Origin of the sequence: Azospirillum oleiclasticum (genome assembly GCF_013423485.1) — a bacterium.
Taxonomy (GTDB): domain Bacteria; phylum Pseudomonadota; class Alphaproteobacteria; order Azospirillales; family Azospirillaceae; genus Azospirillum; species Azospirillum oleiclasticum.
Window position 1 is genome coordinate 48176 of the sequence record NZ_JABFFR010000002.1, and the last position, 26482, is coordinate 74657.

Annotated in this window: 22 protein-coding genes; 14 read left to right on the forward strand and 8 right to left on the reverse strand. The window is 67.3% G+C overall.

Annotated features, from left to right (window positions below):
• Positions 1-3 precede the first annotated feature (3 nt).
• The gene (locus tag HL658_RS04485; RefSeq protein WP_180280650.1) at positions 4-2424 is read right to left on the reverse strand and encodes a Tex family protein; all 2421 of its coding nucleotides are present in this window, start codon (positions 2422-2424) and stop codon (positions 4-6) included.
• 564 nt (positions 2425-2988) lie between these two features.
• Between HL658_RS04485 and hyfB the strand changes: the two genes are divergently transcribed.
• The 6 genes from hyfB to HL658_RS04515 are packed head-to-tail and all read left to right on the forward strand — an operon-like array spanning position 2989 to position 10220.
• Positions 2989-5022: a hydrogenase 4 subunit B gene (gene hyfB / locus HL658_RS04490; protein ID WP_246337310.1), complete on the forward strand. Its 2034-nt coding sequence runs from the start codon at positions 2989-2991 to the stop codon at positions 5020-5022.
• Positions 5019-5972, forward strand: a complete 954-nt coding sequence (locus tag HL658_RS04495) for a respiratory chain complex I subunit 1 family protein (RefSeq protein WP_180280652.1) — start codon at positions 5019-5021, stop codon at positions 5970-5972. Before hyfB ends, HL658_RS04495 begins: the two co-directional genes overlap by 4 nt.
• A 3-nt stretch (positions 5973-5975) precedes the next feature.
• Positions 5976-6635, forward strand: coding sequence for a hydrogenase-4 component E (locus tag HL658_RS04500; protein ID WP_180280653.1), 660 nt, complete (start codon positions 5976-5978; stop codon positions 6633-6635).
• Entirely contained in the window at positions 6635-8080 is a 1446-nt protein-coding gene (locus HL658_RS04505) for a hydrogenase 4 subunit F (RefSeq protein WP_425485318.1), read from the forward strand. Before HL658_RS04500 ends, HL658_RS04505 begins: the two co-directional genes overlap by 1 nt.
• 26 nt (positions 8081-8106) lie before the next feature.
• Positions 8107-9687, forward strand: a complete 1581-nt coding sequence (locus tag HL658_RS04510) for a hydrogenase large subunit (protein ID WP_246337311.1) — start codon at positions 8107-8109, stop codon at positions 9685-9687.
• Positions 9688-9701: 14 nt separating this feature from the next.
• A complete protein-coding gene (locus HL658_RS04515; protein ID WP_180280654.1) occupies positions 9702-10220 on the forward strand; it encodes an NADH-quinone oxidoreductase subunit B family protein in 519 nt (172 codons plus the stop codon).
• Between the two features lie 223 nt (positions 10221-10443).
• Here HL658_RS04515 and HL658_RS04520 read toward each other — a convergent pair whose 3' ends face one another.
• From HL658_RS04520 to leuA, 3 genes are all read right to left on the reverse strand, one after another.
• Positions 10444-11196: a DUF2290 domain-containing protein gene (locus tag HL658_RS04520; RefSeq protein WP_180280655.1), complete on the reverse strand. Its 753-nt coding sequence runs from the start codon at positions 11194-11196 to the stop codon at positions 10444-10446.
• Positions 11197-13290, reverse strand: coding sequence for a DEAD/DEAH box helicase (locus HL658_RS04525; RefSeq protein ID WP_180280656.1), 2094 nt, complete (start codon positions 13288-13290; stop codon positions 11197-11199).
• Between the two features lie 275 nt (positions 13291-13565).
• Positions 13566-15239, reverse strand: a complete 1674-nt coding sequence (gene leuA / locus HL658_RS04530; RefSeq protein WP_246337312.1) for a 2-isopropylmalate synthase — start codon at positions 15237-15239, stop codon at positions 13566-13568.
• Between the two features lie 422 nt (positions 15240-15661).
• On the opposite strand from leuA, the gene HL658_RS04535 reads away from it, so the two are divergent.
• Complete coding sequence (locus HL658_RS04535) at positions 15662-15919, forward strand: DUF2312 domain-containing protein (protein WP_180280657.1); 258 nt, start codon at positions 15662-15664, stop codon at positions 15917-15919.
• 65 nt (positions 15920-15984) lie between these two features.
• Entirely contained in the window at positions 15985-16716 is a 732-nt protein-coding gene (locus HL658_RS04540) for a PRC-barrel domain-containing protein (protein WP_180280658.1), read from the forward strand.
• Between the two features lie 7 nt (positions 16717-16723).
• Here HL658_RS04540 and HL658_RS04545 read toward each other — a convergent pair whose 3' ends face one another.
• Genes HL658_RS04545 through HL658_RS04560 form a run of 4 tightly spaced genes read right to left on the reverse strand, consistent with a single transcriptional unit; the run spans position 16724 to position 19977 of the window.
• On the reverse strand, positions 16724-17524 hold the full coding sequence (locus tag HL658_RS04545; protein WP_180280659.1) for a TrmH family RNA methyltransferase: 801 nt from the start codon (positions 17522-17524) through the stop codon (positions 16724-16726).
• Positions 17499-18089 carry a DUF4269 domain-containing protein gene (locus HL658_RS04550; RefSeq protein WP_180280660.1) on the reverse strand — a complete coding sequence of 197 codons (591 nt, stop codon included), beginning with the start codon at positions 18087-18089 and terminating at the stop codon, positions 17499-17501. Before HL658_RS04550 ends, HL658_RS04545 begins: the two co-directional genes overlap by 26 nt.
• 29 nt (positions 18090-18118) lie before the next feature.
• Positions 18119-19111, reverse strand: a complete 993-nt coding sequence (locus tag HL658_RS04555; protein ID WP_180280661.1) for a transketolase family protein — start codon at positions 19109-19111, stop codon at positions 18119-18121.
• On the reverse strand, positions 19111-19977 hold the full coding sequence (locus tag HL658_RS04560; RefSeq protein WP_180280662.1) for a transketolase: 867 nt from the start codon (positions 19975-19977) through the stop codon (positions 19111-19113). The genes HL658_RS04555 and HL658_RS04560 overlap by 1 nt, the downstream gene beginning before the upstream one ends.
• A gap of 345 nt (positions 19978-20322) precedes the next feature.
• On the opposite strand from HL658_RS04560, the gene HL658_RS04565 reads away from it, so the two are divergent.
• From HL658_RS04565 to HL658_RS04590, 6 genes are all read left to right on the forward strand, one after another.
• Positions 20323-20634 (forward strand): hypothetical protein, encoded by a 312-nt coding sequence (locus HL658_RS04565; RefSeq protein ID WP_180280663.1) that lies wholly within the window; start codon positions 20323-20325, stop codon positions 20632-20634.
• Between the two features lie 24 nt (positions 20635-20658).
• Complete coding sequence (locus HL658_RS04570) at positions 20659-21807, forward strand: TRAP transporter substrate-binding protein (protein WP_180280664.1); 1149 nt, start codon at positions 20659-20661, stop codon at positions 21805-21807.
• Between the two features lie 61 nt (positions 21808-21868).
• Positions 21869-22387, forward strand: a complete 519-nt coding sequence (locus HL658_RS04575; protein WP_211109655.1) for a TRAP transporter small permease — start codon at positions 21869-21871, stop codon at positions 22385-22387.
• 133 nt (positions 22388-22520) lie between these two features.
• The gene (locus HL658_RS04580) at positions 22521-23822 is read left to right on the forward strand and encodes a TRAP transporter large permease (protein WP_180280665.1); all 1302 of its coding nucleotides are present in this window, start codon (positions 22521-22523) and stop codon (positions 23820-23822) included.
• A gap of 10 nt (positions 23823-23832) precedes the next feature.
• Entirely contained in the window at positions 23833-26013 is a 2181-nt protein-coding gene (locus HL658_RS04585; protein WP_180280666.1) for an alpha-ketoacid dehydrogenase subunit alpha/beta, read from the forward strand.
• A gap of 4 nt (positions 26014-26017) precedes the next feature.
• Positions 26018-26482 carry a VOC family protein gene (locus HL658_RS04590; protein ID WP_180280667.1) on the forward strand — a complete coding sequence of 155 codons (465 nt, stop codon included), beginning with the start codon at positions 26018-26020 and terminating at the stop codon, positions 26480-26482.

Consider the following 26482-nt stretch of genomic DNA (forward strand, 5'->3'; position numbering starts at 1 on the left):
ATCTCACCGCTTCTTGTTCGCCATGGCGCGGGCGAAGGCCTCGGCCAGGGCGCCGTCGGCCGGAGCGGCGGGCTGCGGCTTGGCGGCGGGCTTCGCCGCCGCGGCCCCCGGTGCCCCGTGCCTGGGTGCGGCCGGTTTGGATGCGGCCGGCCTCGACGCCGGCGCGGACGGTGCAGGGCGCCGCTGATCCTGCCGGGGGCGTTCCGGCCCGCCGCGTTCCGCACCACGCTCGGCCCCGCGGGACGGCGGACGCTGGGCGGCGGCGTCCTGCAGGCGCATGGTCAGGGCGATGCGCTTGCGGGGCAGATCGACCTCCAGCACCTTGACCTTCACCACGTCGCCCGCCTTCACCACCGTGTGCGGGTCCTTCACGAAGCTCTGGGCGAGCTGGGAGATGTGGACGAGGCCGTCCTGGTGCACGCCCACATCCACGAAGGCGCCGAACGCGGTGACGTTGGTCACCACACCTTCCAGCGTCATGCCGGGCTGGAGATCCTTCAGCTCGTTGACGCCTTCCTTGAACTCGGCGGTCTTGAACTCGGGGCGCGGGTCGCGGCCGGGCTTCTCCAGCTCCTTCAGGATGTCCTCGACGGTGGGCACGCCGAAGCGCTCGTCGGTGAACTCCTCGGCGTTGAGCGAGCGCAGGAAGCGCGCGTCGCCGATCAGGCTGCCCAGTTCGCGGCCGGTGCGCTTCAGGATACGCTCCACCACCGGGTAGGCCTCCGGGTGAACGGCGGAGCTGTCGAGCGGCGTATCACCGTCGCGGATGCGCAGGAAGCCGGCCGCCTGCTCGAAGGTCTTCGGCCCCAGCCGCGCCACGTCGAGAAGCTGACGGCGGGTGCGGAAGGCGCCGTTGCGGTCGCGGAACTCCACGATGTTTCGGGCGATGGTCTCGTTCAGGCCCGACACGCGGGTGAGCAGGGGGATGGACGCGGTGTTGAGATCGACGCCAACGGCGTTCACGCAGTCCTCGACGACCGCGTCCAGCGAGCGGGCCAGCTTGCCGGCGGCGACGTCGTGCTGGTACTGCCCGACGCCGATGGATTTCGGCTCGATCTTCACCAGCTCGGCCAGCGGGTCCTGGAGCCGGCGGGCGATGGACACCGCACCGCGCAAGGACACGTCGAGCTGCGGGAACTCCAGCGCCGCCACCTCCGACGCCGAATAGACGGAGGCGCCGGCCTCCGACACCATCAGCTTGGTGAGCGTGAGCTCCGGATGGCGCTTGAACAGGTCGGCGGCCAGCTTGTCGGTCTCGCGGCTGGCGGTGCCGTTTCCAATGGCGACCAGCTCCGCCTTGTGGCGGACGGCCAGCGCCGCCAGCACGGCGATGGAGCCGTCCCAGTCGTTGCGCGGCTGGTGCGGGTAGATGGTGGTCGTTTCCACCAGCTTGCCGGTGGTGTCGATCACCGCGACCTTGACGCCGGTGCGGATGCCGGGGTCGAGCCCGATGGTGACGCGCGGGCCGGCGGGGGCTGCCAGCAGCAGGTCGTGCAGGTTGCGGGCGAAGACGCGGATCGCCTCGTCCTCGGCCTTCTCCCGCAAGGTGCCCATCAGGTCGGTCTCGATGTGCGGGCCGGCCTTGAGCTTCCAGGTCCATCGTACGACATCGACCAGCCAGCGGTCGGCGGGACGGCCCTGGTCGCGGATGCCGGTGTGGGCGGCGATGGCACCCTCCGCCGGGTGCTGCGCGCCCTCCGCCACCTCCAGATCGAGCCGCAGGTCGAGCACGCCCTGCGCCCGTCCACGGAACAGCGCCAGCGCGCGGTGCGACGGCACCTTGGCCCACGCCTCGTCGAAGGCGAAATAGTCGGAGAACTTGGCGCCCTCGGCCTTCTTCTCCTCGATCACCTTGGAGAAGACCCGGCCGCGCTCCGCCATCATGGTGCGCAGGCGGCCGACCAGCTCCGGATCCTCGCCGAACCGCTCCACCAGGATGTGGCGGGCGCCATCCAGCGCCGCCTTGGCGTCCGCCACCCCCTTCTCCGCGTCCACGAAGCCGGCGGCCTCCGCCTCCGGTGTCAGGGACGGATCGGCGAGCAGCCGGTCGGCCAACGGCTCCAGCCCCGCCTCGCGCGCGATCTGCGCCTTGGTGCGGCGCTTCGGACGATAGGGGAGGTAGAGATCCTCCAGCCGCGTCTTGGTGTCGGCCTCGCGAAGCTGGCGCTCCAGCTCCGGCGTGAGTTTGCCCTGCTCGCCGACGGATTCGAGGATGGTCGCCCGCCGCTCTTCCAGCTCGCGCAGGTACCCGAGTCGCTCCTCCAGCGTGCGGAGCTGGGTGTCGTCGAGGCCGCCGGTGGCCTCCTTCCGGTAGCGCGCGATGAAGGGAACGGTGGACCCTTCGTCGAGCAGCGCCACGGCGGAGGCGACCTGGGCTTCACGGACCTGAAGCTCGTCGGCGATGCGCTGGGAGATGGTGGTCATGGGCATCGGATGGCGTTGTTGGGGGATGCGTCGGGACAGGGACGGGCCGCTCTATACCCCGAAGCGTAGCGCCGAGGCCAGCGGCGATATGGCCTACAACCGAACAGCGGTCCACGAATTTGGATTATGGGTCTGAAATTAAGTATTATAAAAGAAAAATTTTCTGTCCTTTACCAGTCGTTAACCAGGGTGATGTAGAACTATCCATGCAACTTGGTTGCGTTTCCTCCCGAACCAAAGACTTGAGCGGCTCCACTGTCTCCACGGTGGGGCCTCTTTTTTTGTCGGTATTGCGGTCGGGGCCGCCAGCCGGGGTGCTGGATGGACAGGGTTCTGTGACCTGTTTCGGACATTGCGCCGATAGTTCGTTTGTTAACTGTGCGTTCAGGGAATGGGCGCAGCATGTCCCCTGCAACTTGGTTGCGTTTCCTCCCGATCAAACTTGGCGGCCCGGCGCATCGTCGTCCGGGCCGCTCTGTTTTCGGGGATCGGTGTTTCCGCTTGCGTTCACGCTTCGAAACACCCTTACTTGGGGCACGGTTTTCCCGGCTCGGTCATAATCCCTTGGGCATCGTCCTTTCTGCCATCGCCATGTTCCTCGTGGCTGCGGCGGCGGGCGTTGCGCTGCGACGGTTGTCGCATGCGCCTCTGCTCGTCTATGGCGTCACTGGTGCGGTCTGTTCGCTGCTTGTCCTGTGGGCGGTGCTCCGCCTCGCCGGCGGGGCGGGGGTGGAGCAGGCTGTCCTGCCCCTGGGGCTGCCCTGGATGGCCGCGCACCTGCGCGTCGATGCGCTGTCGGCCGTGTTCCTCCTCGTCGTCAATCTCGCCGGCGCCACCGCCTGCCTGTTCGGCTGGGGCTACGACCGGGCGCACGCCGCGCATGGTCACGGGGGCGATCAGGGACCGGTGCTTCCGGTCTTCCCGCTGTTCCTCGCCGGCATGAACCTCGTTCCCGTGGCCGACGACGCCTTCGTCTTCCTGGTGTCGTGGGAGTTCATGTCGCTCGCCTCCTGGCTGCTGGTGCTGGCCACCCATCGGGAGGAGGAGACCCCGCGCGCCGCGCGCCTCTATCTGATCATGGCCAGCTTCGGCACCGTCTGCCTGCTGCTGGTCTTCGGGCTGCTGGCCGGCGCCCACGGCGATTACAGCTTCGACGCCATCCGCGCGCAGCCGCCGGCACCCTGGGCCGCCGGGCTGGCGGTGGTGCTGGTGATGGTGGGGGCGGGATCGAAGGCCGGGCTGGTGCCGCTGCATGTCTGGCTGCCGCTGGCCCACCCGGCCGCCCCGAGCCACGTGTCGGCGCTGATGTCGGGCGTGATGACCAAGATCGCGGTCTACGCCATGATCCGCGTGCTGTTCGATCTGGTGGGGGAACCGGCCTGGTGGTGGGGCGGGCTGCTGCTGGCGGCCGGTGCCCTGACCGCTGTCATGGGCGTGCTCTACGCCCTCATGCAGGACGACCTGAAGCGCCTGCTGGCCTATTCGACGGTGGAGAACATCGGCGCCATCGTCATCGCGCTGGGTCTGGCGCTGGTGTTCAAGGCCGGGCACACGCCGGTGATCGCGGCTCTGGCCCTGTCGGCCGCGCTGCTGCACGTGATCAACCACAGCCTGTTCAAGAGCCTGCTGTTCTATGGCGCCGGTGCGGTGCTGTCGGCCACCGGAACGCGCGACCTGAACCGGCTGGGCGGCCTGATCCACGCCATGCCGACCACCGCCTTCCTGGTGCTGGTCGGCTGCACCGCCATCGCGGCCTTGCCGCCGTTGAACGGCTTCGTCGGCGAATGGCTGCTGTTCCAGGCGATCCTGAACGCACCCGCTCTGCCGGAGTGGGAGTTGAAGATCGGCATCGCGGTGGTGGGCGCGGCGCTGGCGTTGTCGACCGCGCTCGCCGGGGCCTGCTTCGTGCGGCTCTTCGGCACCGCCTTCCTGGGCCGCCCGCGGTCGCCGGAGGCGGCCGGGGCGCACGACGTCGGCTCTGCCATGCGGCTGGGCATGACGGTGCCGGCGGTGCTGTGCGTGCTGATTGGCGTGCTGCCGACGCCGCTGCTGCGCCTGTTCGAGCCGGCGATCCGGCTGATGGTGGAGGCCGGGCCCTTCGACGACCGCGCCTACCAGCCCTGGTTCTGGCTGGCGCCGACCTCGGCCATCGGCAATTCCTACAACGGGCTGGTCATGCTGGTGGTCATCGCCGGATTGGGCATCGTGCTGGTGGCGGGCATCCACCGCTGGGCGTCGGCGCGGGTGCGCCGCTCGATCCCCTGGGGTTGCGGCTTCACCGATCCCGACCCGGCGGCGCTGTCGCAATACAGCGCGTCGAGCTTCGCGCAGCCGATCCGCCGCGCCTTCGGCACCACCGTCTTTGCCGCCCGCGACCTTGTGGAGATGCCGGAACCGGGGGACACCCGCCCGGCAAGACTGACGGTTTCCTGGCGCGACCCCGCCTGGGAGTGGGTGTTCGTCCCCGTGGTCCGGAGCGTGGAGCGGTTGGCGGATTGGTTGAACGGGCTGCAGTTCCTGACCATCCGCCGTTACCTGATGCTGATGTTCTTCGCGCTGGTGACGCTGTTGGCGATCGTGGCGGTGGTGCAGCGATGACGGCGATCCAGGCGGTGTTCCTGCAACTGGTGCAGATCGGGCTGGTGCTGGCGGCGGCGCCGCTGCTGACGGGCTGGGTGCGCTGGGTGAAGGCGCGGCTGGTCGGGCGGCGCGGGCCGTCGGTGCTCCAGCCCTACCGCGACCTGCTGCGGCTGCTGCGCAAGGAGGTGGTGCTGGCGCACAACGCCTCCTGGCTGTTCCGCAGCGTGCCCTACCTGATGTTCGCCGCGCTGTGGCTGGCGGCGGCGCTGGTGCCGACCTTCACCACCCAACTGGCGCTCGCCCCGACCGCCGACCTGATCGCGCTGATCGCGCTGCTCGGCCTCGCGCGCTTCTATCTGGCGCTGGCGGGGATGGACGTGGGCACCAGCTTCGGCGGCATCGGCGCCTCGCGGGAGATGATGATCGCCGCCTTCGCCGAGCCCGCGATGCTGATGGTGGTCTTCTCCGTCGCCATCCTGGTGCGCACCACCTCGCTGGCCGAGATCGCGGTCACCATGACCGACGGGGTGGGGTTGCGGGTGTCGCTGGCGCTGGCGCTGATCTCGCTGCTGATGGTCGCCATCGCCGAGAACGCGCGCATCCCCGTCGACAACCCCGCCACGCATCTGGAGCTGACGATGGTGCACGAGGCGATGGTGCTGGAGTATTCCGGCCGCCATCTGGCGCTGATCGAAGCGGCGGCGATGATGAAGCTGCTGCTGTACGTGTCGCTGATCGCCTGTGTCTTCGTGCCCTGGGGCATCGCGCTGCCGGGCTCCAGCGGGGCGGCAGCGCTGGGCGGACTGATCACCTTCGCCGCCAAGCTGGCGGCCGGCGGGGTGGCGCTGGCGGTGTTCGAGACCTGGATCGCCAAGATGCGCGTGTTCCGCGTGGGCGAATTCCTGGGCGGCGCGCTGCTGCTGAGCCTGCTCGGCGCGATCTTCCTGTACGTGTCGCGGGGGGTGTAGGCGATGGATATCGGGTACGACGCCGCGCACATGCTGGGTGCGGTGGTGCTGCTGATGAGCTTCGCGCTGCTCTACCAGCGCCGCATCTTCTCGGTGATCACCGTCTTCACCTTCCAGGCCCTGGCGCTCGCCACCGCCGCCGCGTGGCAGGGCTATGCGCAGGGGGAGCCGCACCTGTACGTGACCGCGCTGCTGACCCTGGTGCTGAAGGCGATCGCCATCCCGCTGGCGCTGCACCGGATCATCCTGCGGCTGAACATCCAGCGCACGGTCGATGCGGCGCTGTCGGTGGGGCTGACCATGGTGGCCGGGGTGTCGCTCGTCACCTTGTCGATCCTTCTCGTGCTGCCGGTGACGACCGACGCCGCCACGCTGACGCGCGAGGGGCTGGCGCTGTCGCTGTCGGTGGTGCTGCTGGGGCTGCTGATGATGATCACGCGGCGCAACGCGGTCAGCCAGGTGGTGGGCTTCATGTCCATCGAGAACGGGCTGATCTTCGCCGCCATCGGGGTGGCCGGCATGCCGCTGATCGTGGAGATGATGGTGGCCTTCTCGGTCATGGTGGCCTTTATCATCTTCGGCATCTTCCTGTTCCAGATTCGTGAGCGGTTCGACACGCTGGACCTCCAGAAGATCGACAGCTACCGCGGGGAGAGCCGGTGATGGGCATGGCCGTGGTCACGCTGGTCCTGGCGATCCCACTGCTGGCAGCACTTGGGCTGGTTCTGGTGCCGGGATACCGGACGCCGGCGCGGCTCAACATCGCCGCGTCGGCCGCCACCTTCCTGGCCTCGCTCACCCTGTTCGTCGTCGAGCCGGCGGCGACCAAATGGTTCGTGCTCGACGCCTTCAACATCTATCTGATCGCGCTGACCGCCTTCGTCGGGCTGACCACCTCGCTGTTCTCCGCCGGCTACATCGCGCACGAGATCCGGATCGGCAAGCTGAAGCCGCTCCAGCTCCGCTTCTACCACGCGATGTACCAGGCCTTCCTGTTCACCATGCTGCTGGCGCTGTCGGCCAACAACCTGGGCGTCATGTGGGTGGCGGTGGAGGGGGCGACGCTGACCACGGTGCTGATGGTCAGCCTGTACCGCACCGCGGCCGGCATCGAGGCGGCGTGGAAGTACTTCATCCTGTGCGGCGTCGGCATCGCGCTGGCGCTGTTCGGCACCATCCTGATGTACATGGCGGCGCAGCCGGTGATGGGGCCGGGCATGGCGGCGATGACCTGGACCGAGCTGATGGTCCGCATGCCCGAGGTCAACCCCAAGGTGCTGAACCTCGCCTTCGTCTTCCTGCTGATCGGCTACGGCACCAAGGTGGGGCTGGCGCCGCTGCACGCCTGGTTGCCGGACGCGCACGCGGAGGGGCCGACGCCGATCTCCGCCGTGCTGTCCGGGCTGCTGCTGAACGTCGCCATCTACGCGGTGCTGCGCTTCAAGATGCTGCTGGCCGCCAACGGGGCCGCCATCGCGCCGGGGCCGCTGATGGTGGCGATGGGGCTGGGCTCGCTGCTGCTGGCCGGCTTCATGCTGTACCGGCGGCGCGACATCAAGCGCTTCTTCGCCTACAGCTCGATCGAGCACATGGGCATCATCACCTTCGCCTTCGGCATGGGTGGGCCGCTCGCCAATTTCGCCGGGTTGCTGCACATGGCGATGCACAGCCTGACCAAGTCGGCCATCTTCTACGCGGTCGGCCACGCCACCCAGATCAAGGGCACGCAGCGGATGGACGCCATCCGCGGGCTGACGGTCAGCCACCCGGCGCTGGGCTGGGGGCTGCTGGCCGGGGTTGTCGCCATCGCCGGGCTGCCGCCCTTCGGCATCTTCATGAGCGAGTTCCTGCTGGTGACCAGCACCTTCGCGCGGCAACCGCTGCTGGCCCTGCCGCTGGCCGCCGGCATCTTGATCGCCTTCGGCGCTCTGGTGCTGCGGGTGCAGCAGATCTGTTTCGGCGCGCCGGACGGGGTGTCGAAGGCGGTGCCGGTGGCGTGGTCGCTGCTGCCGCTCTACGCCCATCTCGGGCTGGTGCTGGTGGCCGGCGTCTGGATTCCGGGCCCGCTGGTGGCGTGGTTCCAGACCGTCGCGGCCCTGCTGGGCTAAGGGCCAGAGGTAGGGGGAGAGGCGTCATGGTGATGGTGTTCTCGGGCGACCAGCCGCTGCACCGGGTGCTCGCCGGGCTGGGCGAGCGGGTGGAGGGGCACCGGCCCTTCCCGCGCTTCCGCCTGCACCGCGCCGACTGGCGCTCCATGGTGGACGAGCTGTCGGCCAACCGCTGGACCCTGCTGGGCCTGTGGGGGGAGCCGCGCACCGTGCATGTGGCGCTGCGCGCCGACATGACGGGGGAGGTGGCGGTCGCCAGCATGGACTGCACCACCGGCGGCTTCCCCAGCCTGAGCACCGTGCGCCCCTCCGCCATCCGGCTGGAGCGCGCGGTGCAGGACCTCTACGGGCTGGTGGCGGAGGGGCTGACCGACCCGCGCCCCTGGCTCGACCACGGCACCTGGGGCACCGCCCGGCCGCTGGGCACGGCCCCCGAGCCGCGCGGCACCGCCGGCCAGCCCGAGCCCTACCCGGTGCTGCCGGTGGAGGGGCACGGGCTGCACCAGATCCCCGTCGGCCCGGTGCACGCCGGCATCATCGAGCCCGGCCATTTCCGCTTCACCGCCAACGGCGAGACGGTGGTGCGGCTGGAGGAGCGGCTGGGCTATGTGCACAAGGGGATCGAGGGGCTGATGGCCGGCCGCCCGGTCGCCGAGGCGGCCAGGCTGGCCGCCCGCATCTCCGGCGACAGCACGGTCGCCCATTCCCTGGCCTTCGCCCGCGCGGTGGAGGCGGCGCTGGGGCTGGAGCCGCCGCCGCGCGCGGTGTGGCTGCGCGCCCTGATGGCGGAGCTGGAGCGCATCGCCAACCATCTGGGCGACATCGGCGCCATCGCCAACGACGCCGCCTTCGCCTTCCTGCTGGCCGAGCTGAGCCAGCTGCGGGAGCGGGTGCTGCGCACCGCCGACGCCTGCTTCGGCCACCGGCTGATGATGGACCGGGTGGTGCCCGGCGGCGTGGCGGTGGATTTGCCGGAGGACGGCGCCCGCCGCCTGCTGGCGCTGGTGGACGAGCTGCGCCGCCGCTTCCCGCCGCTGGTGCGCGTCTATGACGGCAAGGCGTCGTTGCAGGACCGCACGGTGTCGACGGGGCAGGTCGCCATGGGCCTCGCCAACCGCTTCGGGGCCGGCGGCTTCGTCGGGCGGGCGTCGGGCCGCGGGCAGGACGCGCGGCGCAGCCCCTCCTACCCGCCCTACGACGATCTGGAGTTCGAGATCCCGGTGACCACCGAGGGCGACGTGAACGCGCGGGTGTGGATCCGCATCCGCGAGGTGGAGCAGTCCCTGTCGCTGGTGGAGCAGATCGTCAAGCGCATGCCGGGCGTGCCGCGCTCGCAGGACGGCAGCACGCCCCTGCCGCTCGCCCCGCTGCCCCAAGGGTCGGACGCGGGGGCGGGGGAGGGGATGGCGCTGGTCGAGGGCTTCCGCGGGGAGATCCTGACCTGGGTCCGGCTGGAGCCGGGCGGCACCGTGGGCCGCTGCCACCCGCGCGACCCGTCCTGGTTCCAGTGGCCGTTGCTGGAGGCCGCGATCGAGGGCAACATCGTGGCCGACTTCCCGCTCTGCAACAAATCCTTCAATTGCAGCTATTCCGGCCACGACCTGTAGGGAGGGCGCGTCCCATGTTCCGGCACATCCTGGGCCACCTGACCGAAGGCCCGGTCACCGAACCCGCCCCCGAGCCCGGCATCGACGCCCTGGCCGAGCTGGGCCTGCGCGTGCGCGCCGCCGCCCAGGCCCGCCTCGGCCGCAGCCTGTCCATCCGCGAGGTGGACGCCGGCTCCTGCAACGGCTGCGAGCTGGAGATCCACGCCCTCAACAACCCGATCTACGACCTGGACCGCTTCGGCCTCCGCTTCGTCGCCAGCCCCCGCCACGCCGACGTCCTCCTGGTGACCGGCCCCGTCACCCGCAACATGGAGGAAGCGCTGCGCCGCACCTGGGACGCCACCCCGGAGCCGAAATGGGTGATCGCCGCGGGCGCCTGCGCCATCGACGGGGGGATCTTCGCGGGCAGCTACGCGGTAACCGGGGGGGTGGACGCGGTGATCCCGGTGGATCTGCGGATACCGGGCTGCCCGCCGCGGCCGGTGGAATTGCTGGAGGGGTTGTTGGCGTTGCTGGAGGTGAGTGGGGGGTAGGGGGGAGGCTGCGGACGAGCAAAGAAGCGTAACATCAGCTTCAATCCCAGTCGTGGCAACTATAAATAGTTCGAAGCATGTCAATGTTTTTGCTGCACGCAGAAAGTTTAAGTAACTGGTCATCAACTAAGAATTAATCCCCACTTCCATTCAAAACCTCCAAATACACAAAATAAAACTGCATAGTTCGATGATTTGAAACCTCAGCTGAGTTCGCATAAATTCAAAAGGTCATGTTTGGCTCGCTCTGGCCGAGCAACGCAGACAAATGAAATCCCATTTTCTCATAATCAGTTAGAAGCTGTGACACGCCATCGTTTTTAATGGAGTTTAGAAGGCGCTCGTCGAAGCATGTGGAAAGCGCTGCCACCGTTTCCTGTTCTTCGGGAGACAGAGAGAATCTTGACCCGCTCCACCAAGCCTCTGGATAGTAGAACTTTGCCATAAGCATGCCGAAACTCCTTGGAGACAGTTTCCGTCCGGAGCACCAACGATCCTCTCCGGACATGCCGATATGGAAATGCGCTCCTGGATGCCGCACCGGCCGATACTGTTTCGCACTGTACTCGAAACGAATCCGAGGAACGTAACCGCGAGCAGGCATGCAGGCGACAAGTTCATCGAACTCCTCAGCACTCAGAATTCCGTTGTCGCGCTCTTTCTCCAAATCACGGAACTCATGCACCGCCTCAGTGCAGCCGCTGAGTCTTGGATTCGGGTAATATGCTAGTGCATACTCCGTCTCGCTTGTGTGCGAAAACTGAAAATAAGCGTAATCGTGTAGGAGAATATTGTAATGAGACAGCGAAAGTCCTGCTTCATATATCTCTACATAGTTAACCGACGTGAGGCAAGTTTTATTGAATATTTCAGATCGCGGCAAGCTAGTCATATAAACGGTAGCTTTCCAAAGACCGACTTCAGCAAAGAAGGACGAAAGAGTCCTAATGCTCGAATTGAATTCGCTAAGCTTCATTCAGTCCTCCTCAAGAAGGTCGGCGATTTCGTCGTCTGTTAGGCCCAACTCACTTTTCATTCGCTCGACCCGGCGCTTCGCCTCAACGATTCGAGCATGTTTATCTTCTAGCCCGCGTTGAATCGTACTCAAATTCGTCATATCCGGCATATTGAATTCGATGCGTGGGCTCTTGCTGAGGGCAATTCGGACTTCGGAGCATAGAGCCGTGAATGTGCGGTTTTCCACTCCAAATACTCTTAGCCATCCCTTAGTCCGAGTAAACGCAACGAAAATCTTATTTCGGCCAGTGCGCGTCTGCAAAACAGCGGCGTCTGCGCCCAGAATAATTACCACCGCCGCTTCATTACCTTTGGCGCGGAAAACGGTACTTAGTGTGATCTTTCCGTCAATTCTGAATGGGGGTTCGCTATAAGGATCATTAATGATATTGTTGCAAGGAACTCCAAACTCCAACATGCTCGTTGACAGTGCGGAAAAATAGCCGCGTGCTGACTTGTCGTCGAGCGAGATCACGAGGATCTCGTGGGGCTGTATTCCTCCCTCGATGAATTGTCGAATCTCACGAGACGCAAGCTCGACTTCATTGCTCATGTCGGTTGCGCCCCTAATATCGATCAGTCTAACATCTTTCGGTGTGGCAAGAGCGCTCGGGCTATTCACCATTGGACGCTCAACAATGTTGAGGCTTCCAGTTGTGAAATCCCCAGAGACTACATCATATCCAACGTCCTCCCAATGCTTGGCATTTTCGAGCATTTGCACTGGCTGCCCGTATACGCCAAACCCGATCGAATGAGCTAGGACGAGTATATCCCGTTGATTACGATATGCTCTCTGTAGCACAAAGTCGTTGGTGTCAGTTCCCAACGGTAGGCTACGGGTAAGCGATATTCTCGGAACGCCGTCATCGTCTTTGCCAAACAACTGTTCTGGCTCACGCACCTTCACATCGAATATATTCTGCAGCTCATCATAAGCCCAAATGATCTGCTTCTCGTCACGTGTACCCTTTGCGAGAAAAAAGCACATCTGATAGAAGCTATCAGGAAAATCTTGCCCTTCGTCGACAAGTATTACGTCATAGTAAGCAGAGGGTGGGCCATTCTTGATCAACTCGCTGCATACAGTTCCGAATGGGTCGCGCATGTGTTTGACGTCGCCAAATGACTTGAAAGCTATACCATCCCGAATGCAAGCGTCGCGATAGACGCCAGGAACGTTCGCTCTTCCCCAGCCATGACGCACATGGACATTCTCCCAATTTGGATCGACTTCGGCAAAGTGTCGGTGAAAGCGAGTAATCAAGCGCTCAATAATATCGCGCAAACTGCGTGTATAGTAGGTAATGAGTATTTTTGCGTTTGGATTTTCTATATGCGCAAGGGCCGCCTTCATAGCCAGAATGACGGTCTTGCCTGTTCCGGCGAGTCCGCGAATACGTTGTGGTCCTTTGATCGCAGTCAGCGCGACCGATCTTTGGCTGGCGTCAAAATTGTAGATGATGGCTTCAAGGTTGCGGTATGCACGGGCGATAGGCTGTAGTGTCTCGTCATCATCCACTTCGGTGATTTGGCCCAGAGCCTTTGCGCCTTCGATGATCGCCTGAACTTCGTCACGCTGCTCGGTCGTTAGACTTTCGTCGGTTCGCTTCAACAAACGGATAAGTTCGGCCTCGTTGGACGCAAACTCGACCTCCTCGTCCTTGAAATGACCTCCGTCGAGGTTCGGCGCATAGATAATGGGGACCACATCGAAAATGAGCTTCCGACGCCGCTTGAGCTTAAGGCTCTTGCTCAAAAGCGCATCGGTAGTAGCGGCCGCTTGCAAGATGCTCTGGGCATCTCGTCTAACTTCACTGAAGTTTGAAGATAGAGAAATTTTCACAAGCTTAATGCCATAATCAGTACCGAATGCGGTCAAGTCAGAGCTATGGGTGCGACCATCATAGTCCTTTACCTGCGGCCAACCTGTATAAATTATAATATCCGCCTCTTGCGGATACACGCTTCCATCTCGCAATACCTTTGTGAGGTCTGTCAAGACGGCGCTACCATCTTTTTGGCCGATAGTGGGAATGAAATTTATCGCCATCTTGGCTGCTCATGGTTCTTTGATACTATCTATTATACTTGAAGGTTTGACCCCATTCAAGCAAGTTGTCTCGCATACTTGCACAACCACGCCAGCTCCCCGCCGCCTCGCCACTGTCGTTGTGACTTCGGTGGCGTTAGCCGGCTACCGCAGAGTGGCTGTTGCTGGCGTCACATCGGCCGAGGTGATGGAGCGTTAAGGCTGAGCGAGACTAACGGGTGATTGGCTTTCCCTCTCCCTCCCCCGCCCAGCGGGGGAGGGAGAGGGAAAGCCCCTTACCCCGCCGCCCTGTTCGCCGCGCTCACCAGCGCGCGCAGGCTGGCCGTCACGATGTCGGCGTCGATGCCGACGCCGAAGAGGGTGCGGCCGTCGGGGGTTTTGACTTCGACGTAGGAGGCGGCCTGGGCGTCCTCGCCGGTGGTGACGGCGTGCTCGCGGTAGTCGACCACGTGGATCTCGTGGCCGATCTGGCGCAGCGCGTCGACGAAGGCGTCGATGGGGCCGTTGCCGCGGCCCTTTACGGTGGTGCGCTTGCCATCCAGGTCGAGCACGGCCGACAGCACGCGGCCGCCGCCGCCAGGGCCCCGCGGCTCGGTGGCGTGCTCGATCAGGTCCACCGGGGCGCTGCGGTCGAGATACTCGGCGCGGAAGGCGGCGTAGATGTCGGCCGGCGACAGCTCCTTGCCGGTCTCGTCGGCGATGCGCTGCACCACCTTCGAGAACTCGATCTGGAGCCGGCGCGGGATCTCCAGCCCGTATTCCTGCTCCAGAATGTAGGCGATGCCGCCCTTGCCGGACTGGCTGTTGATGCGGATGACCGCCTCGTAGCTGCGGCCCAGGTCCTGCGGGTCGATGGGCAGGTAGGGCACCTCCCAGGTGCCGGTGTTGGACTTCTGGAGCGCCTTCAGCCCCTTGTTGATGGCGTCCTGGTGGGAGCCGGAGAAGGCCGTGAACACCAGCTCGCCGGCGTAGGGGTGGCGCGGGTGCACCGGCAGCTGGGTGCAGTATTCGGCGGTGCGCACGATCTCGTTGATGTCCTCGATGACGAGGCCGGGATCGACGCCCTGGGTGAACAGGTTCAGCGCCAGCGTCACCACGTCCACATTGCCGGTGCGCTCGCCGTTGCCGAACAGCGTGCCCTCCACCCGGTCGGCGCCGGCCATCAGCGCCAGCTCCGTCGCCGCCACGGCGGTGCCGCGGTCGTTGTGCGGGTGCAGGCTGATGATCAGGCTGTCGCGGTTCTTGACGTTGCGGCAGAACCACTCGATCTGGTCGGCGTGCACGTTGGGGGTGGACATCTCCACCGTCGCCGGCAGGTTGAAGATCATCTTGCGGTCGGGCGTCGGCTGCCAGACGTCGGCCACCACCTCGCAGATCTCCACCGCGAAATCCAGCTCGGTGCCGGTGAAGCTCTCCGGCGAATACTGCAGGACGACCTCGGTCTCCGGATGCTCGGCGGCGATTTGCTTGATGAGCTTGGCGCCGGCCACGGCGATGTCGACGATGCCGGCCTTGTCCAGCCCGAACACCACGCGGCGCTGCAGCTCCGAGGTGGAGTTGTAGAGGTGGACGATGGCGCGCCTGGCGCCCCGGATGCCCTCGAAGGTGCGGCGGATCAGCTCCTCCCGCGACTGGGTCAGCACCTGGATGGTGACGTCGTCGGGGATGCGGCCGGTCTCGATCAGCTCGCGGCAGAAGTCGAAATCGGTCTGGGAGGCGGCGGGGAAGCCGACCTCGATCTCCTTGAAGCCCATCCGGACCAGCGTGTCGAACATGCGCCGCTTGCGGTCGGGGCCCATCGGCTCGATCAGCGCCTGGTTGCCGTCGCGCAGATCCACCGAGCACCAGGCGGGGGCGGTGTCGATGACCCGGCCCGGCCACTGGCGGTCGGGCAGGTTCACGGGCTGGAAGGGGGTGTATTTCTGGGCCGGCATGCGGATGTGGTTCATGGTGCGTCTCGTCGTCGCGTGCGTGAATGGCTTGGGGGCGTGACTGCCGGCGAAGGCCTACGGCCGCCGAACCGCCGGATCGGTTCGGCGACCGCCGCTAAGTCGCAGCCCCGGCCTCGGCCGGGCGGGACGTGTGTGATGCGCGCTCATGGGAACAACAACCGGCTTCGATCAGACCTGTGACAGGGACAAGGCGTGCGACGACCCCGACGCTCAAAGCGCCGGGCACAGAAGTCGCAGGGCAATCATGTCATCGAAGCGGATCATGCGGGCACCCTGCAACAGCGGCGTCCCCCCTGTCAAGACGCGATGTCACCCGCCGAACCCCTTGTTCGGAAGGGTGCGCCCCCGGTATGGTCCCGCCGCCTGGGGGCCGGCGGACACGCCAACGGGCCGCCGCGTCAGATCACGGGAGCCAGCACATGACGGACACCACCACCGATGTCGGCGGCATCGCGGCCGACCGGCTGCGTTCCTTCATCGAGCGCATCGAGCGCCTGGAGGAGGAGAAGAAGGGCATCCAGGACGACATCAAGGAAATCTACGCCGAGGCCAAGGGCACCGGCTTCGAGCCCAAGGTCATCCGCAAGGTCATCAGCCTGCGCAAGAAGTCCAAGGAGGACCGGCAGGAGGAGGAGACGCTGCTGGAGCTGTACAAGCAGGCGCTCGGCATGGAGTGAACCGGCACCGCCCGGCGCGCGTTGTAGGAGGGGGGCCTTCGTGGCCCGCAACGCGCGAGGGTGGAATGATCCGCAGCCTGAACGACCTTCTCGACTACGCCATCAACGCCAGCGACGGCGTGATCGGCTCGGTCTCCGACGTCTATCTGGACGACGCCGGCTGGACCGTCCGCTATCTGGTGGTCGATACCGGGACCTGGCTGCCCGGCCGCAAGGTGCTGCTGCCGGCGTCCGCGCTGGACGCCCCGGACACCGACAGCCGCCAGTTCCCCGTCCGCCTGACCCGGAAGCAGGTGGAGGACAGCCCCGGCACCGACACCGCACGCCCGGTCAACCGGCAGGAGGAGGAGGCGCTGGCCGGCTATTTCGGCGTCGAACCCTATTGGCTGTCGGGCTCGCTGATCGGCCCGGCAGAGCTGCCGACCGTGCCGGCGGAGCCGCCCGCCGACGCCGCGCGCCGCGGCGATCCGCACCTGCGCAGCGGGCGGGAGATCACCGGCTACGCCATCGCCGCCACCGACGGCGACATCGGCACCGTGTCCGACCTGCTGATCGACGACACCGACTGGCGCGTGCGCTACCTGCTGGTGGACACCGGCACCTGGCTGCCCGGCCGCAAGGTGGTCTTCGCGCCGGGCTGGGTCGAATCGATCGACTGGGCCACCGGCGCGGTGCGCGTCGGCCTGACCCGTGACCGGGTGCGCAACAGCCCGGTGCCGGAGAGCGTGCCGGAGGTCAACCGTGCCTACGAGGAGCAGCTCCACAGCCACTACCTGCGCGACCCCTACTGGATGTGAGGGCCGCTCACCCCTGCGCCAGATGGTGCAGGACGATGCCGCTGGTGGTCGCGACGTTGAGCGAGTCGAACCCGGGGGCCATGGGAATGCGCACGCTGCGGGCGCGCTCCAGCAGCGCGTCGGGCAGCCCCGGCCCCTCCGACCCCAGCAGCACGGCGGCGCGATCCGCGCGGGCGACGTCGGCCAGGGCCGTCCCGCCGCGCGGGCTCAGGGCCAGCGCCTCGAAGCCGTGGCGGGCGAGCAGTTCCAGCGGGTCCTCGCTGGGATCGAACCACGCGAAGGGCACGGTCAGCGCCGCCCCCACCGACACCCGGATCGCCTTGCGGTAGAGCGGGTCGCAGCAGCCGCGGTCGAGCAGCACCGCGTCCGCCCCGAAGGCGGCGGCGTTGCGGAAGATGCCGCCGACATTGTCGTGGTTGCCGATGCCGAACAGGGCGGCCACCAGCGCCCGCGGCGGCAGCGTCGCCAGCAGCCCGCCGGCCCCCGGCTCCGCCGCCCGCCGCCCCAGCGCCAGGATGCCGCGGTGGAGCGGAAAGCCGACGATGGCGTCCAGCACCGCACGGCCGGCGGCGTAGACCGGTACCTCGTCGGGCAGGCCGGTGGTCAGCGGCGCCAGGGCCGCCACCCGGTTCTCCGCCAGCAGCAGCGACAGCGGCCGGTGGCGGGAGTGCTGGAGCAGGATGCGCAGCACCACCTCCCCCTCGGCGATGAACAGCCCCTCCCGCCCCACGAGGTCGCGTTCCCGCACGTTGCGGTAGGCGGCGATGCGCGGGTCGTCGGGATCATCGATGGGGATGACGGGGGGCAAGGGCGCGGTCCGGTGTGGTGGGCGGAGCCGGTGGCGGAGTGAAGCCGGCGTCCAGCAGGATGCGCGCCAATGTGCCGTCGGAGTGCCGTTGCAAGTCAAGCAGCGCCGCGAAGGGGTCGCCGGCAAACCCCAGCGCTGCGGCGAAGGCTGGCTCGGTCTTCAGGCCGCGGCAGCGCTCCGCCATCACCGCGTCCCGGAGGGCGGCCCCGCCGAGGGCGAGAAGCCGCCGCTCCACGTCGAAATGCCGCCAACCCGCCTGTTTGCGCACCGGCACCGCGGCGGCGAAGATCTCGAACGCCCAGCCATGGACGTGGAAGCCGGCGATGACGGGGCGCCCGCCGCCGATCCACTGGCGCAGCGTGAACCCCTCGTGATCGCCGAAGCGATCCCACAGCAGGGCCGCGACGGCGGACGGATCGGGCGCGTGGCAGAGGATGTCGATGTCGCTGGTGGGCAGGTCGAGGCCCAGCGGCGGCGTGCCGACGGCTTGCGGGTCGAAATCCCGCAGCGCCTCCATCACGCCGCTTCGACGGATCGCCTCCCGATGATCGCAACGGTCCGTCATCGCGTTCCACCGCACCCCGCTCCGCTGGATCAGCCATCCCGCCGCGCGTCGGCCTTCTCCAGCGCGGCCAGGATGCCCTCGACCGACAGGCCGTAGGTCTTGAACAGATACGGGGTGGAGCCGCCCTGCGCAAAGCAGTCCTGAAGGCCCACGCGGGCGAATCCGGCGTGAACGCCCGATTCCATCAGCGCCTCCGCCACAGCGGAGCCGAGGCCGCCGATGACGGAGTGGTTCTCCGCCGTCACCACGCTGCCGCAGCGGCGGGCGAGGTCGGCGACGAAGCCGGTGTCGAGCGGCTTCAGCCTGTGCACGTTCGCCACCGCCACGCGCCGGCCGCGCGCCGCCAGGGCGTCGGCGGCCTGGAGCGCCACCGGCACTATCAGCCCGGCCGCCAGGATCGCCCCTTCGTCGCCGTCGCGCAGCAGGTGGGGGCTGCCGCCGGAGAGGTCGGCCGGGCCGGCGGTGCCCGCCGTCTCCCACGCTTCGGGCCGGCGCATGCGCAGGTAGACCGGGCCGCGGATGGCCGCCGCCTCGCGCACCGCGTCACGGATCTGGCCGGGGTCGCCGGGCTCGATGATCGTCATGTTGGGCAGGGCGCGCATCAGCGCCACGTCGTCGATCGCCTGATGCGTCACGCCGAGCAGCGTCGTCAGGCCCGGCAGGAAGCCGACGATCTTCACGTTGGTGCGGGGGTAGGCGACCTGCATGGCGATCTGGTCGTAGCAGCGCCGGGTGACGAAGACCGAAAAGGAGTGGATGAAGGGCATGTCGCCCGCCCGCGCCATGCCGGCCGCGGCCCCGACCATGTTCGCCTCGGCGATGCCGATGTTGACGAAGCGGTCGGGCAGGGTGTCGCGGAACAGGTCGGTCTCGGTGGCGCCGCTGAGGTCGGCGCCGATGCACACGACCTCCGGCCGCTGGCGGGCGAGCTCCACCAGGGCCTCGCCATAGGGGCGGGGCAGGGCGCCCTGGGTCGCGGCGGGGGCGGCGGTGAAATCGGTGACGGCAAGATCCACGGTCATCACACGCCCTCCAGCTCGGCGAGCGCCTTCGCCGCCACGTCCGGCGGCAGCCTCATGTTGTGGCTGCGGATCCCCTCCAGGCTGGGGGCGCCCTTGCCGACCAGGGTTTCGGCGATGATCACGCTGGGCCGCCCCTTGGTGGCGCGCGCGCGGTCGAGGGCGGCCAGGATGCCGGCGATGTCGTGGCCGTCCACCTCCTCGGCCGCCCAGCCGAAGGCGCGCCACTTGTCGGCGACCGGGGCCATGGCGTGCACCGCGTCGGTGTGCCCCTCCACCTGCATCCAGTTCATGTCGATGACGACGCAGAGGTTGTCGAGCTTGAAGCTGGCGGCGGCCATGGCGGCTTCCCACACCTGCCCCTCCTGCATCTCGCCGTCGCCCAGCATGACGTAGCAGCGGTAACCGTCACCGCGGCGCCGGGCGGCCAGCGCGGCGCCGACGGCGACCGACGGCCCCTGGCCCAGGGAACCAAGCGTCGCCTCCACCGCCGGGCCCAGCCGCTCCGACACGTTGATCTCCAGCGTCGAGCCGTCGTGGCAGTAGTCGTCGAGCGCCGACAGCGGGATCAGCCCGCGCTCGGCCAACGTGGCGTGGAAAACCGCGGAGTTGTGCGCGGTGGACAGGTAGAAGCGGTCGCGTCCGGGCCAGGCCGGGTCGCTCGGCTCCAGCGTCAGCTCACCGAAATACAGCGCCGCGAACAGGTCCGCGGCCCCCAAACCCTGTGCCACATAGCCCTGCCCGCGTGGTGCGATCATGCGGATGACGTGACGGCGGATCGCCGCGGCCTTGCGCGCGATCTCCTCCGGTCCCATCTGCCGGCGCCCGTCGCGGGCCAGTTCCGGCGTATTTCCTCCCCCTGTCCGCATTGCGCCTCTCCGTCCGGTGCGTCTGCTTGGGAACGCCTGTGCGTGGTAACGTTACCACTGGAACGGTGCTGCAGGTATGGTATCGTTGTCAACGGCCCCTCGGCGAATGGCAGGTTGGCCGGTCGCGGAGGCGGGCGTGATCATGATGAAAGCGCTTTCTTTCCAATGGCCGCCCTGGGCGCGAGCCGCGTGATCCTCTTTTGGCCTGAAAGCTGGCTCGCAACCGCGAAAAAAACCGGGTCTTTACGAATGGTGAAAAAATGCTTTGACACCTGATGATAGGCAATGCTTACATTTAGGATGTAAGCGCTTGCATCGTTGTGTCCCGCAGCCCGGAGATCGACCATGAGTGCAGCGACCGATGTGCCGCACCGTCAGCGCGGCGACCGTGCCGTCCGCATTAAAGCCGCCGCTCCAGACCGCGATGCGAAGCTTCGCGCCAGCAATGTCGCCCTTTTCACCTGCCTGACGCTTTTCCTGCTGTTCCTTGCGAACCTCCTCGCCGGCCGCTTCGCCGGTGGTGCCGGGTTCGTCCAGCGTTTCCAGCTCTCGCCCGTGATGGAGTTCCTGCTGCTGTTCGCCGTCGCGGTCAGCTTCGTGGTCGCCGCCCTTCTGCGCGAGGCGGCGGAAAAGAAAGACGACGACGTCGTTCACTGACGTCGCACACCATGGGAGGACACGATGTTCGCAACCAGGACACCGCAAGGTTCCGGCGGGAACCGCCGTGAGTTCATCCGACTGGTCCGCAACTACGGCTTCACCGCCGTGGCGCTCACCGTCGGTGGCGGCCTGCTGACCGAGGAGGCGGTCGCCCAGACCGCGCGGGAGGAGCAGGAGCGCGAGAAGGCGGCCAAGTCGATCATGACCATGGCCGTCGAATACTCGCTCCAGCAGGAGCGTGCGCTGCCGCAGATGCAGCTCAACCTGAAGGACAATATCCAGAACTTCAGCCGCGGCGAGGTCTATGTGCGCCTCCAGCCGCCGGGCTCGCTGGGTGTCGGTAGCCCGCTGGTCGCCAAGGTGCAGCAGAACGTCGTGCAGACCGGCATCGTGTCGATCTCCAACTTCTCGCCCTACGCGCCGGCCGTCGACCTCATCAACATCCCCTACTGGGCCAACACCAACCAGAAATACGTGAACCTCGTCAGCAGCAAGGCGTGGCGCGACGAGGTGCACCCGCGGGTCAACGCCAACGGCTTCGAGGTGCTGACCTACATCGTCTACGATCCGCGCTCGGTTGCCACGCGCAAGGGCTTCGGCAAGGTGATCAAGACGCCGGCCGACATGCGCGGCATGAAGTTCCGCATCCCGTCCTCGCAGGCGCTGGCGCAGATCTACAGCCTGTGCGGCGCCAACCCGACACCGGTCGCCTGGGGCGAGACGGCCACCGCCATCCGCGAGGGCGTGGCCGACGGTCTGGACCCCACGCCGGGCGGCCTGCTCGCCTTCGGTTTCAAGGACATGCTGCACAGTGTGACGCTGACCCAGCAGGTCGAGGACGCGCAGGTCTACTTCTGCAACCTCAATTGGCTGAAGGAGCAGAGCAGCAGCGCGCGCGACGCGATCATGGCGGGGTCGGAGACGACCTTCCTCCAGAACCTCGCCGCGGTGCCGGCGGCCCGTGCCTACACCGCCGACCAGATGACCCGCGCCGGCGTGCAGTTCCACACCCCCACCGACGACGAGATGAAGCAGTGGGTCGAGGCCTGCGGTGCGCAACGGCCGGAGTGGGACGACTTCAAGAAAAAATTCGCGGGCGACATCAAGGTGTTCGAGAAGCTGCGCGAGGCGGCGGAGACACGCAGCAAGTTCTACGTGTCCGACGTGTGACCGAAGCGCCCCCGCCGGCCGGCCCGGCGGGGGGTCCCGCCCGCATCCCGGAGCGCCCCTGATGGCGATGACGCTTCTGCGGTGGATCGACCGCAACGGGGAGCGCGTGCTCCTCCTCATCTTCTACACGATGATCGTGATGGTGATCGGCGTGGAGGTGCTGCGCCGGTTCCTCCTCTCCTACTCCAGCCTGTGGGGGGAGGAGGTGGCGCGCTACTGCCTGATCTACCTGATCTGGGTCGGGGCCAGCCACGCCGTGCGCACCCGCACGCACATCCGCATCGACATCATCTTCGAGCTGCTGCCGAAGCGCCATCATGTCTGGCTCTTTGTCTTCGGCGAGATCGCCACGATCATCTTCGCCGCCTTCGCCTTCTACCTGTCGATGAACCCGATCCTCACCTCGCTGCAATACGGCGCGGTGACGGAGGGGCTGCGCATCAGCCGCGCATTCGCGCTGGTGGCGGTGCCACTGGGCTTCGCGATGACGGAGTTCCGGCTGGTCCAGAACCTGATCCGTGACCTGTCCGACCATTTCGCCGGCCGCGAGGTCTACGCGGGCAAGAAGCTGTTCGAGTGAGGCGGGCGCTGCCCGCCGTCCATTTTCCCCGTCATCCCCGCGCAGGCGGGGACCCAGGCTGCGCCGCGGCGCTTCCGCCCGCACTGGAGTCCCGCCTGCGCGGGAAAGACGGGACAGATCCGGGAATTCATCCATGCTGCAGGCCCTCTACGCGCAGAGCTTCGAGTTGGGCTGGACCTTCTACGGGCCGTTGATCGGCCTGGGGGTGCTGCTGGTGCTGGGCGTGCCCATCTGGGTGGCACTCGGCCTCGGCACCGTCGCCATCCTGTCGCAGACGCAGGCACTGCCCATGGGGCTGATGGGGGAGACGTTGTTCTCCGGCGTCGACAGCTTCGCGCTGATCGCGCTGCCACTGTTCATCCTGACCGGCGACGTCATCGTCACCTCCCGCCTGTCCGATAAGCTGTTGGACTTCGCGGAGGCGCTGCTGGGCTGGGTTCGCTCCGGCCTCGGCACCTCCACCATCCTCGGCTGCGGCTTCTTCGGGGCGATCAGTGGATCGAACGCGGCGGACTGTGCGGCGGTCGGGCGCATCACCATCCCGCGGCTGGTGCAGCGCGGCTATCCCATCCAGTACGCCGCGGCCATCGTCGCCGCCGGCGCCTGTACGGCGATCCTGATCCCACCCTCCATCGCCTACATCCTGGTGGGCATCACGCTGGGGGTGTCGGCGGCGCAGCTCTTCGCGGCGGCGGTCGTGCCGGGCGTCTTCTTCCTGGGTTGGATCATCGCCACCAACGTGGTGGTGAACCGCCGCCGCAACTATGAGAAATCCACCGGCCGCCTCGACCCGTCGGAGGTGATGCGCACGGGGTGGGAGGCGCGCTACGCGCTGATGGTGCCGGTGATCATCCTCGGCGGCATCTACACCGGTATCTTCACGCCGACCGAGGCCGCGTCGGTCGCGGTCATCGTCGCCATCACCATCGGCTTCGGCACCCGGCGCCTGCGCTTGTCGGACTTCCCGGCGATGATGGAGCGCAGCGCCGAGGTGACCGGCATCATCGGCCCGATCATCGGCGTGGCGCTGGTGCTGTCGCAGACGCTGTCGGCGCTGGGCGTGCCGATCGCCATCGTCAACGCGCTGGGCACGCTGGTGGAGAACCCGCCGCTGGTCATCGCCCTGATGTTCGGCCTGTTCATCGTCGCCGGCTGCATCATGGAGACGACGCCGATCATCCTTCTGCTGTCGCCCATCCTGTGGCCGGTGGGCGAGGCCATCGGCATGACGCCCGTCCACTTCTCCGTCTTCATGATCAGCAGCCTTGCCATCGGCTTCATCACGCCGCCGATCGGGCTGAACCTCTTCGTCGTGTCGGGCCTGACCGGCGAGTCGGTCACCAGCATCGCCGCGCGGAGCTGGCCCTTCGTGCTCGGTATGTGCGTGCCGGCCCTGCTGATCGGCTTCTGGCCGCAGCTCTTCTTCTGGTTCTAGAGGTGAGGGAATGCCCCGTTTCGAACCGCTGACCACCGATACGCCGTGGGTCCGCTGCCAGACCACCGAGGAGGACTGGCGGTCGGAGGACCCGGCGACCCTCGTCCGCATGCTCGAACAGCTCCTCCTGGTCCGCCGTTTCGAGGAGAAGATCCTGGCCTTGAAGGGCGAGGACCTGCTGCACGGCCCGGCCCACGCCAGCATCGGACAGGAAGGGGGTGCCGTCGGCTGCATGTCCGTGCTGGGCAGCGCCGACAAGATCAACGGCACCCACCGCATGCACCACCAGTTCCTTGCCAAGGCGCTGAACCACGTCATACCGGCCGGTTACGACCCGCTGGCCCAGCCGGTCCACCCGCGCATGGCCGACGTGGTGCGCACCACCATGGCGGAGATCATGGGCCTGACCCCCGGCTATTGCGGCGGGCGCGGCGGCTCCATGCATCTGCGCTGGGTGGAGGCGGGGGTGTTGGGCTCCAACGCCATCGTCGGCGGCAACCCGCCGCACGCGGTGGGCTACGCGCTGGCCGACAAGCGGCTGGGTCGCGATGCCATCTCCGTCGCCTTCTTCGGCGACGGCGCCATGCAGATCGGGTCCGCCTACGAATCCCTGAACATGGCGGCGCTCTACGACCTGCCCGTCGTGTTCTTCTGCGAGAACAACCTCTACGCCGTGTCCACCCATGTGCGGGAGCAGACGCGGGAGACGCGCCTGTCCGGCCGCGGCCCCGGCCTCGCCGTGCCATCGATCGAGGTGGACGGCATGGACCTGCTGGCCGTGCGCAAGGCCATGCAGTGGGCGGTCGACACCATCCGCCGCGACCGCGGCCCGGTGCTGGTGGAGGCGCTGACCTACCGCCACCTGCACCAGTCCGGCCCGCTGCGCGGCAGCGCCTTCGGCTACCGCGACAAGGACGAGGAATCGGCGTGGCTGGACCGCGACCCGGTCGCCACCTTCCCCGCGGCCCTGGTCGAGCGGGGCATCCTCGCCCGCAATCAGGTGGACGAGCTCGATCTGCGCGTCACCCGCATGGTCGACGCGGCCGCCGACGCCCTGACGGAGCCGGAGCCGGGCAGCAACCGACGCCGCATCGTCCAGGCACTCTGGCCCGACCCCGCCACGGTGGAGGACGGCATCCGCGGCGACCTGTCGGAGCTGCGCGGCGCCCGCCCGCGGTCGCTTGCCGAATGCCGCGCGGCGGACCTGACCGACGCCAAGTACATCGACGTCGTCTCCCAGGTGATGCTGCGCAACATGCAGCGCGACCCCTCCATCGTCGTGCTGGGGGAGGACGTGCACCGGCTGCGCGGCGGCACGTCGGGCGCCACGAAGGGGATCGACCAGCATTTCCCCGACCGGTTGATCGGCACGCCGATCTGCGAGAACGGCTTCGTCGGCGTGGCGCTGGGGGCGGCCATGAACGGCCTGCGCCCGGTGGTGGAGATCATGTACCCCGACTTCTGCCTCGTCGCCGCCGACCAGCTCTTCAACCAGGTCGCCAAGGTCCGCCACATGTTCGGCGGCAACTTCCCGCTGCCGATGGTGCTGCGCAGCCGGGTGTCGGCCGGCACCGGCTACGGGTCCCAGCATTCCATGGACGCCAGCGGCCTGTTCGCGCTGTGGCCGGGCTGGCGGATCGTCGCCCCCTCCACGCCCTTCGACTACATCGGGCTGATGAACGCGGCCATCCGCTGCGACGACCCCGTGCTGGTGCTGGAGCACAACGACCTCTACCAGACCACCGGCCCGGTGCCGACCGGCGACCTCGACTACATCATCCCGCTGGGGCAGGCGCGGATCGTGCGGCCCGGGCGCGCATGCACGGTGCTGACCTACTCCTCCATGGTGCCCGTCTCGGTCCAGGCGGCCGAGGAGGCCGATGTGGACGCGGAGGTGGTGGACCTGCGCACGCTGGACCCGCTGGGGCTGGACTGGGACACCATCGGCGACAGCGTGCGGCGCACCAACCGCGTGGTCATCGTGGAGCAGACGGCCCGCGGCACCGGCCACGGCGCACGCATCGCCCAGGAGCTTCAGGAGCGGCTGTTCGACTGGCTGGATCACCCCGTCGAGCGGGTGACCGGCACCAACTCCGCCCCCGTCGTCTCCAAGGTGCTGGAGCGGGCGGCGCTGGCCGGTCTGCCCGAGGTGGTGCGCGGCCTGCGCTCCCTCACCATGGCGGCGGGGTAGCACCATGACGACCGTCGCCGACCTGATCCGCGCCCCGCACCACACCGCCGTCTGCGTCGAGGACTTCGAGGCGGCGCGCGACTTCTACACCGGCATGCTCGGCTACCGGCTGGAGGGCGAGATGGACCAGCGGAAGGAGCCGGCGTTGGGGACGGTGGTGGGGCTGCCCGGCGCCTGCATCCGCTGGGCGATGCTGGCGCTGGGGCCGCACCGGATCGAGCTGTTCAAATACCACGCGCCGGCGGGCGAGCATCGCCCCCGCCGTCAGTGCGACGGCGGCTACACCCACATCGCCTTCGAGGTGACCGACGTCGATGCCGCCTACGCCCGCCTGACCGGGGCCGGCTACCGCACGACCGCCCCGCCGCAGGTGCTGCGCGGCGGCCGCACCAAGGTGATCTACGTCCTGGCGCCCGAGAACTGCGTCACCGAGCTGCTGGAGTTCCCGCCAGGACCCTACGAGGACTGA

Excerpts from the sequence above, each read along its gene's own strand:
- HL658_RS04485 (WP_180280650.1), bottom strand. The coding sequence starts at position 2,424 with ATGACCACCATCTCCCAGCGCATCGCCGACGAGCTTCAGGTCCGTGAA.
- HL658_RS04495 (WP_180280652.1), top strand. The coding sequence starts at position 5,019 with ATGACGGCGATCCAGGCGGTGTTCCTGCAACTGGTGCAGATCGGGCTG.
- HL658_RS04500 (WP_180280653.1), top strand. The coding sequence starts at position 5,976 with ATGGATATCGGGTACGACGCCGCGCACATGCTGGGTGCGGTGGTGCTG.
- HL658_RS04505 (WP_425485318.1), top strand. The coding sequence starts at position 6,635 with ATGGGCATGGCCGTGGTCACGCTGGTCCTGGCGATCCCACTGCTGGCA.
- HL658_RS04510 (WP_246337311.1), top strand. The coding sequence starts at position 8,107 with ATGGTGATGGTGTTCTCGGGCGACCAGCCGCTGCACCGGGTGCTCGCC.
- HL658_RS04515 (WP_180280654.1), top strand. The coding sequence starts at position 9,702 with ATGTTCCGGCACATCCTGGGCCACCTGACCGAAGGCCCGGTCACCGAA.
- HL658_RS04520 (WP_180280655.1), bottom strand. The coding sequence starts at position 11,196 with ATGAAGCTTAGCGAATTCAATTCGAGCATTAGGACTCTTTCGTCCTTC.
- HL658_RS04525 (WP_180280656.1), bottom strand. The coding sequence starts at position 13,290 with ATGGCGATAAATTTCATTCCCACTATCGGCCAAAAAGATGGTAGCGCC.
- leuA (WP_246337312.1), bottom strand. The coding sequence starts at position 15,239 with ATGAACCACATCCGCATGCCGGCCCAGAAATACACCCCCTTCCAGCCC.
- HL658_RS04535 (WP_180280657.1), top strand. The coding sequence starts at position 15,662 with ATGACGGACACCACCACCGATGTCGGCGGCATCGCGGCCGACCGGCTG.
- HL658_RS04540 (WP_180280658.1), top strand. The coding sequence starts at position 15,985 with ATGATCCGCAGCCTGAACGACCTTCTCGACTACGCCATCAACGCCAGC.
- HL658_RS04550 (WP_180280660.1), bottom strand. The coding sequence starts at position 18,089 with ATGACGGACCGTTGCGATCATCGGGAGGCGATCCGTCGAAGCGGCGTG.
- HL658_RS04555 (WP_180280661.1), bottom strand. The coding sequence starts at position 19,111 with ATGACCGTGGATCTTGCCGTCACCGATTTCACCGCCGCCCCCGCCGCG.
- HL658_RS04560 (WP_180280662.1), bottom strand. The coding sequence starts at position 19,977 with ATGCGGACAGGGGGAGGAAATACGCCGGAACTGGCCCGCGACGGGCGC.
- HL658_RS04565 (WP_180280663.1), top strand. The coding sequence starts at position 20,323 with ATGAGTGCAGCGACCGATGTGCCGCACCGTCAGCGCGGCGACCGTGCC.
- HL658_RS04570 (WP_180280664.1), top strand. The coding sequence starts at position 20,659 with ATGTTCGCAACCAGGACACCGCAAGGTTCCGGCGGGAACCGCCGTGAG.
- HL658_RS04575 (WP_211109655.1), top strand. The coding sequence starts at position 21,869 with ATGGCGATGACGCTTCTGCGGTGGATCGACCGCAACGGGGAGCGCGTG.
- HL658_RS04580 (WP_180280665.1), top strand. The coding sequence starts at position 22,521 with ATGCTGCAGGCCCTCTACGCGCAGAGCTTCGAGTTGGGCTGGACCTTC.
- HL658_RS04585 (WP_180280666.1), top strand. The coding sequence starts at position 23,833 with ATGCCCCGTTTCGAACCGCTGACCACCGATACGCCGTGGGTCCGCTGC.
- HL658_RS04590 (WP_180280667.1), top strand. The coding sequence starts at position 26,018 with ATGACGACCGTCGCCGACCTGATCCGCGCCCCGCACCACACCGCCGTC.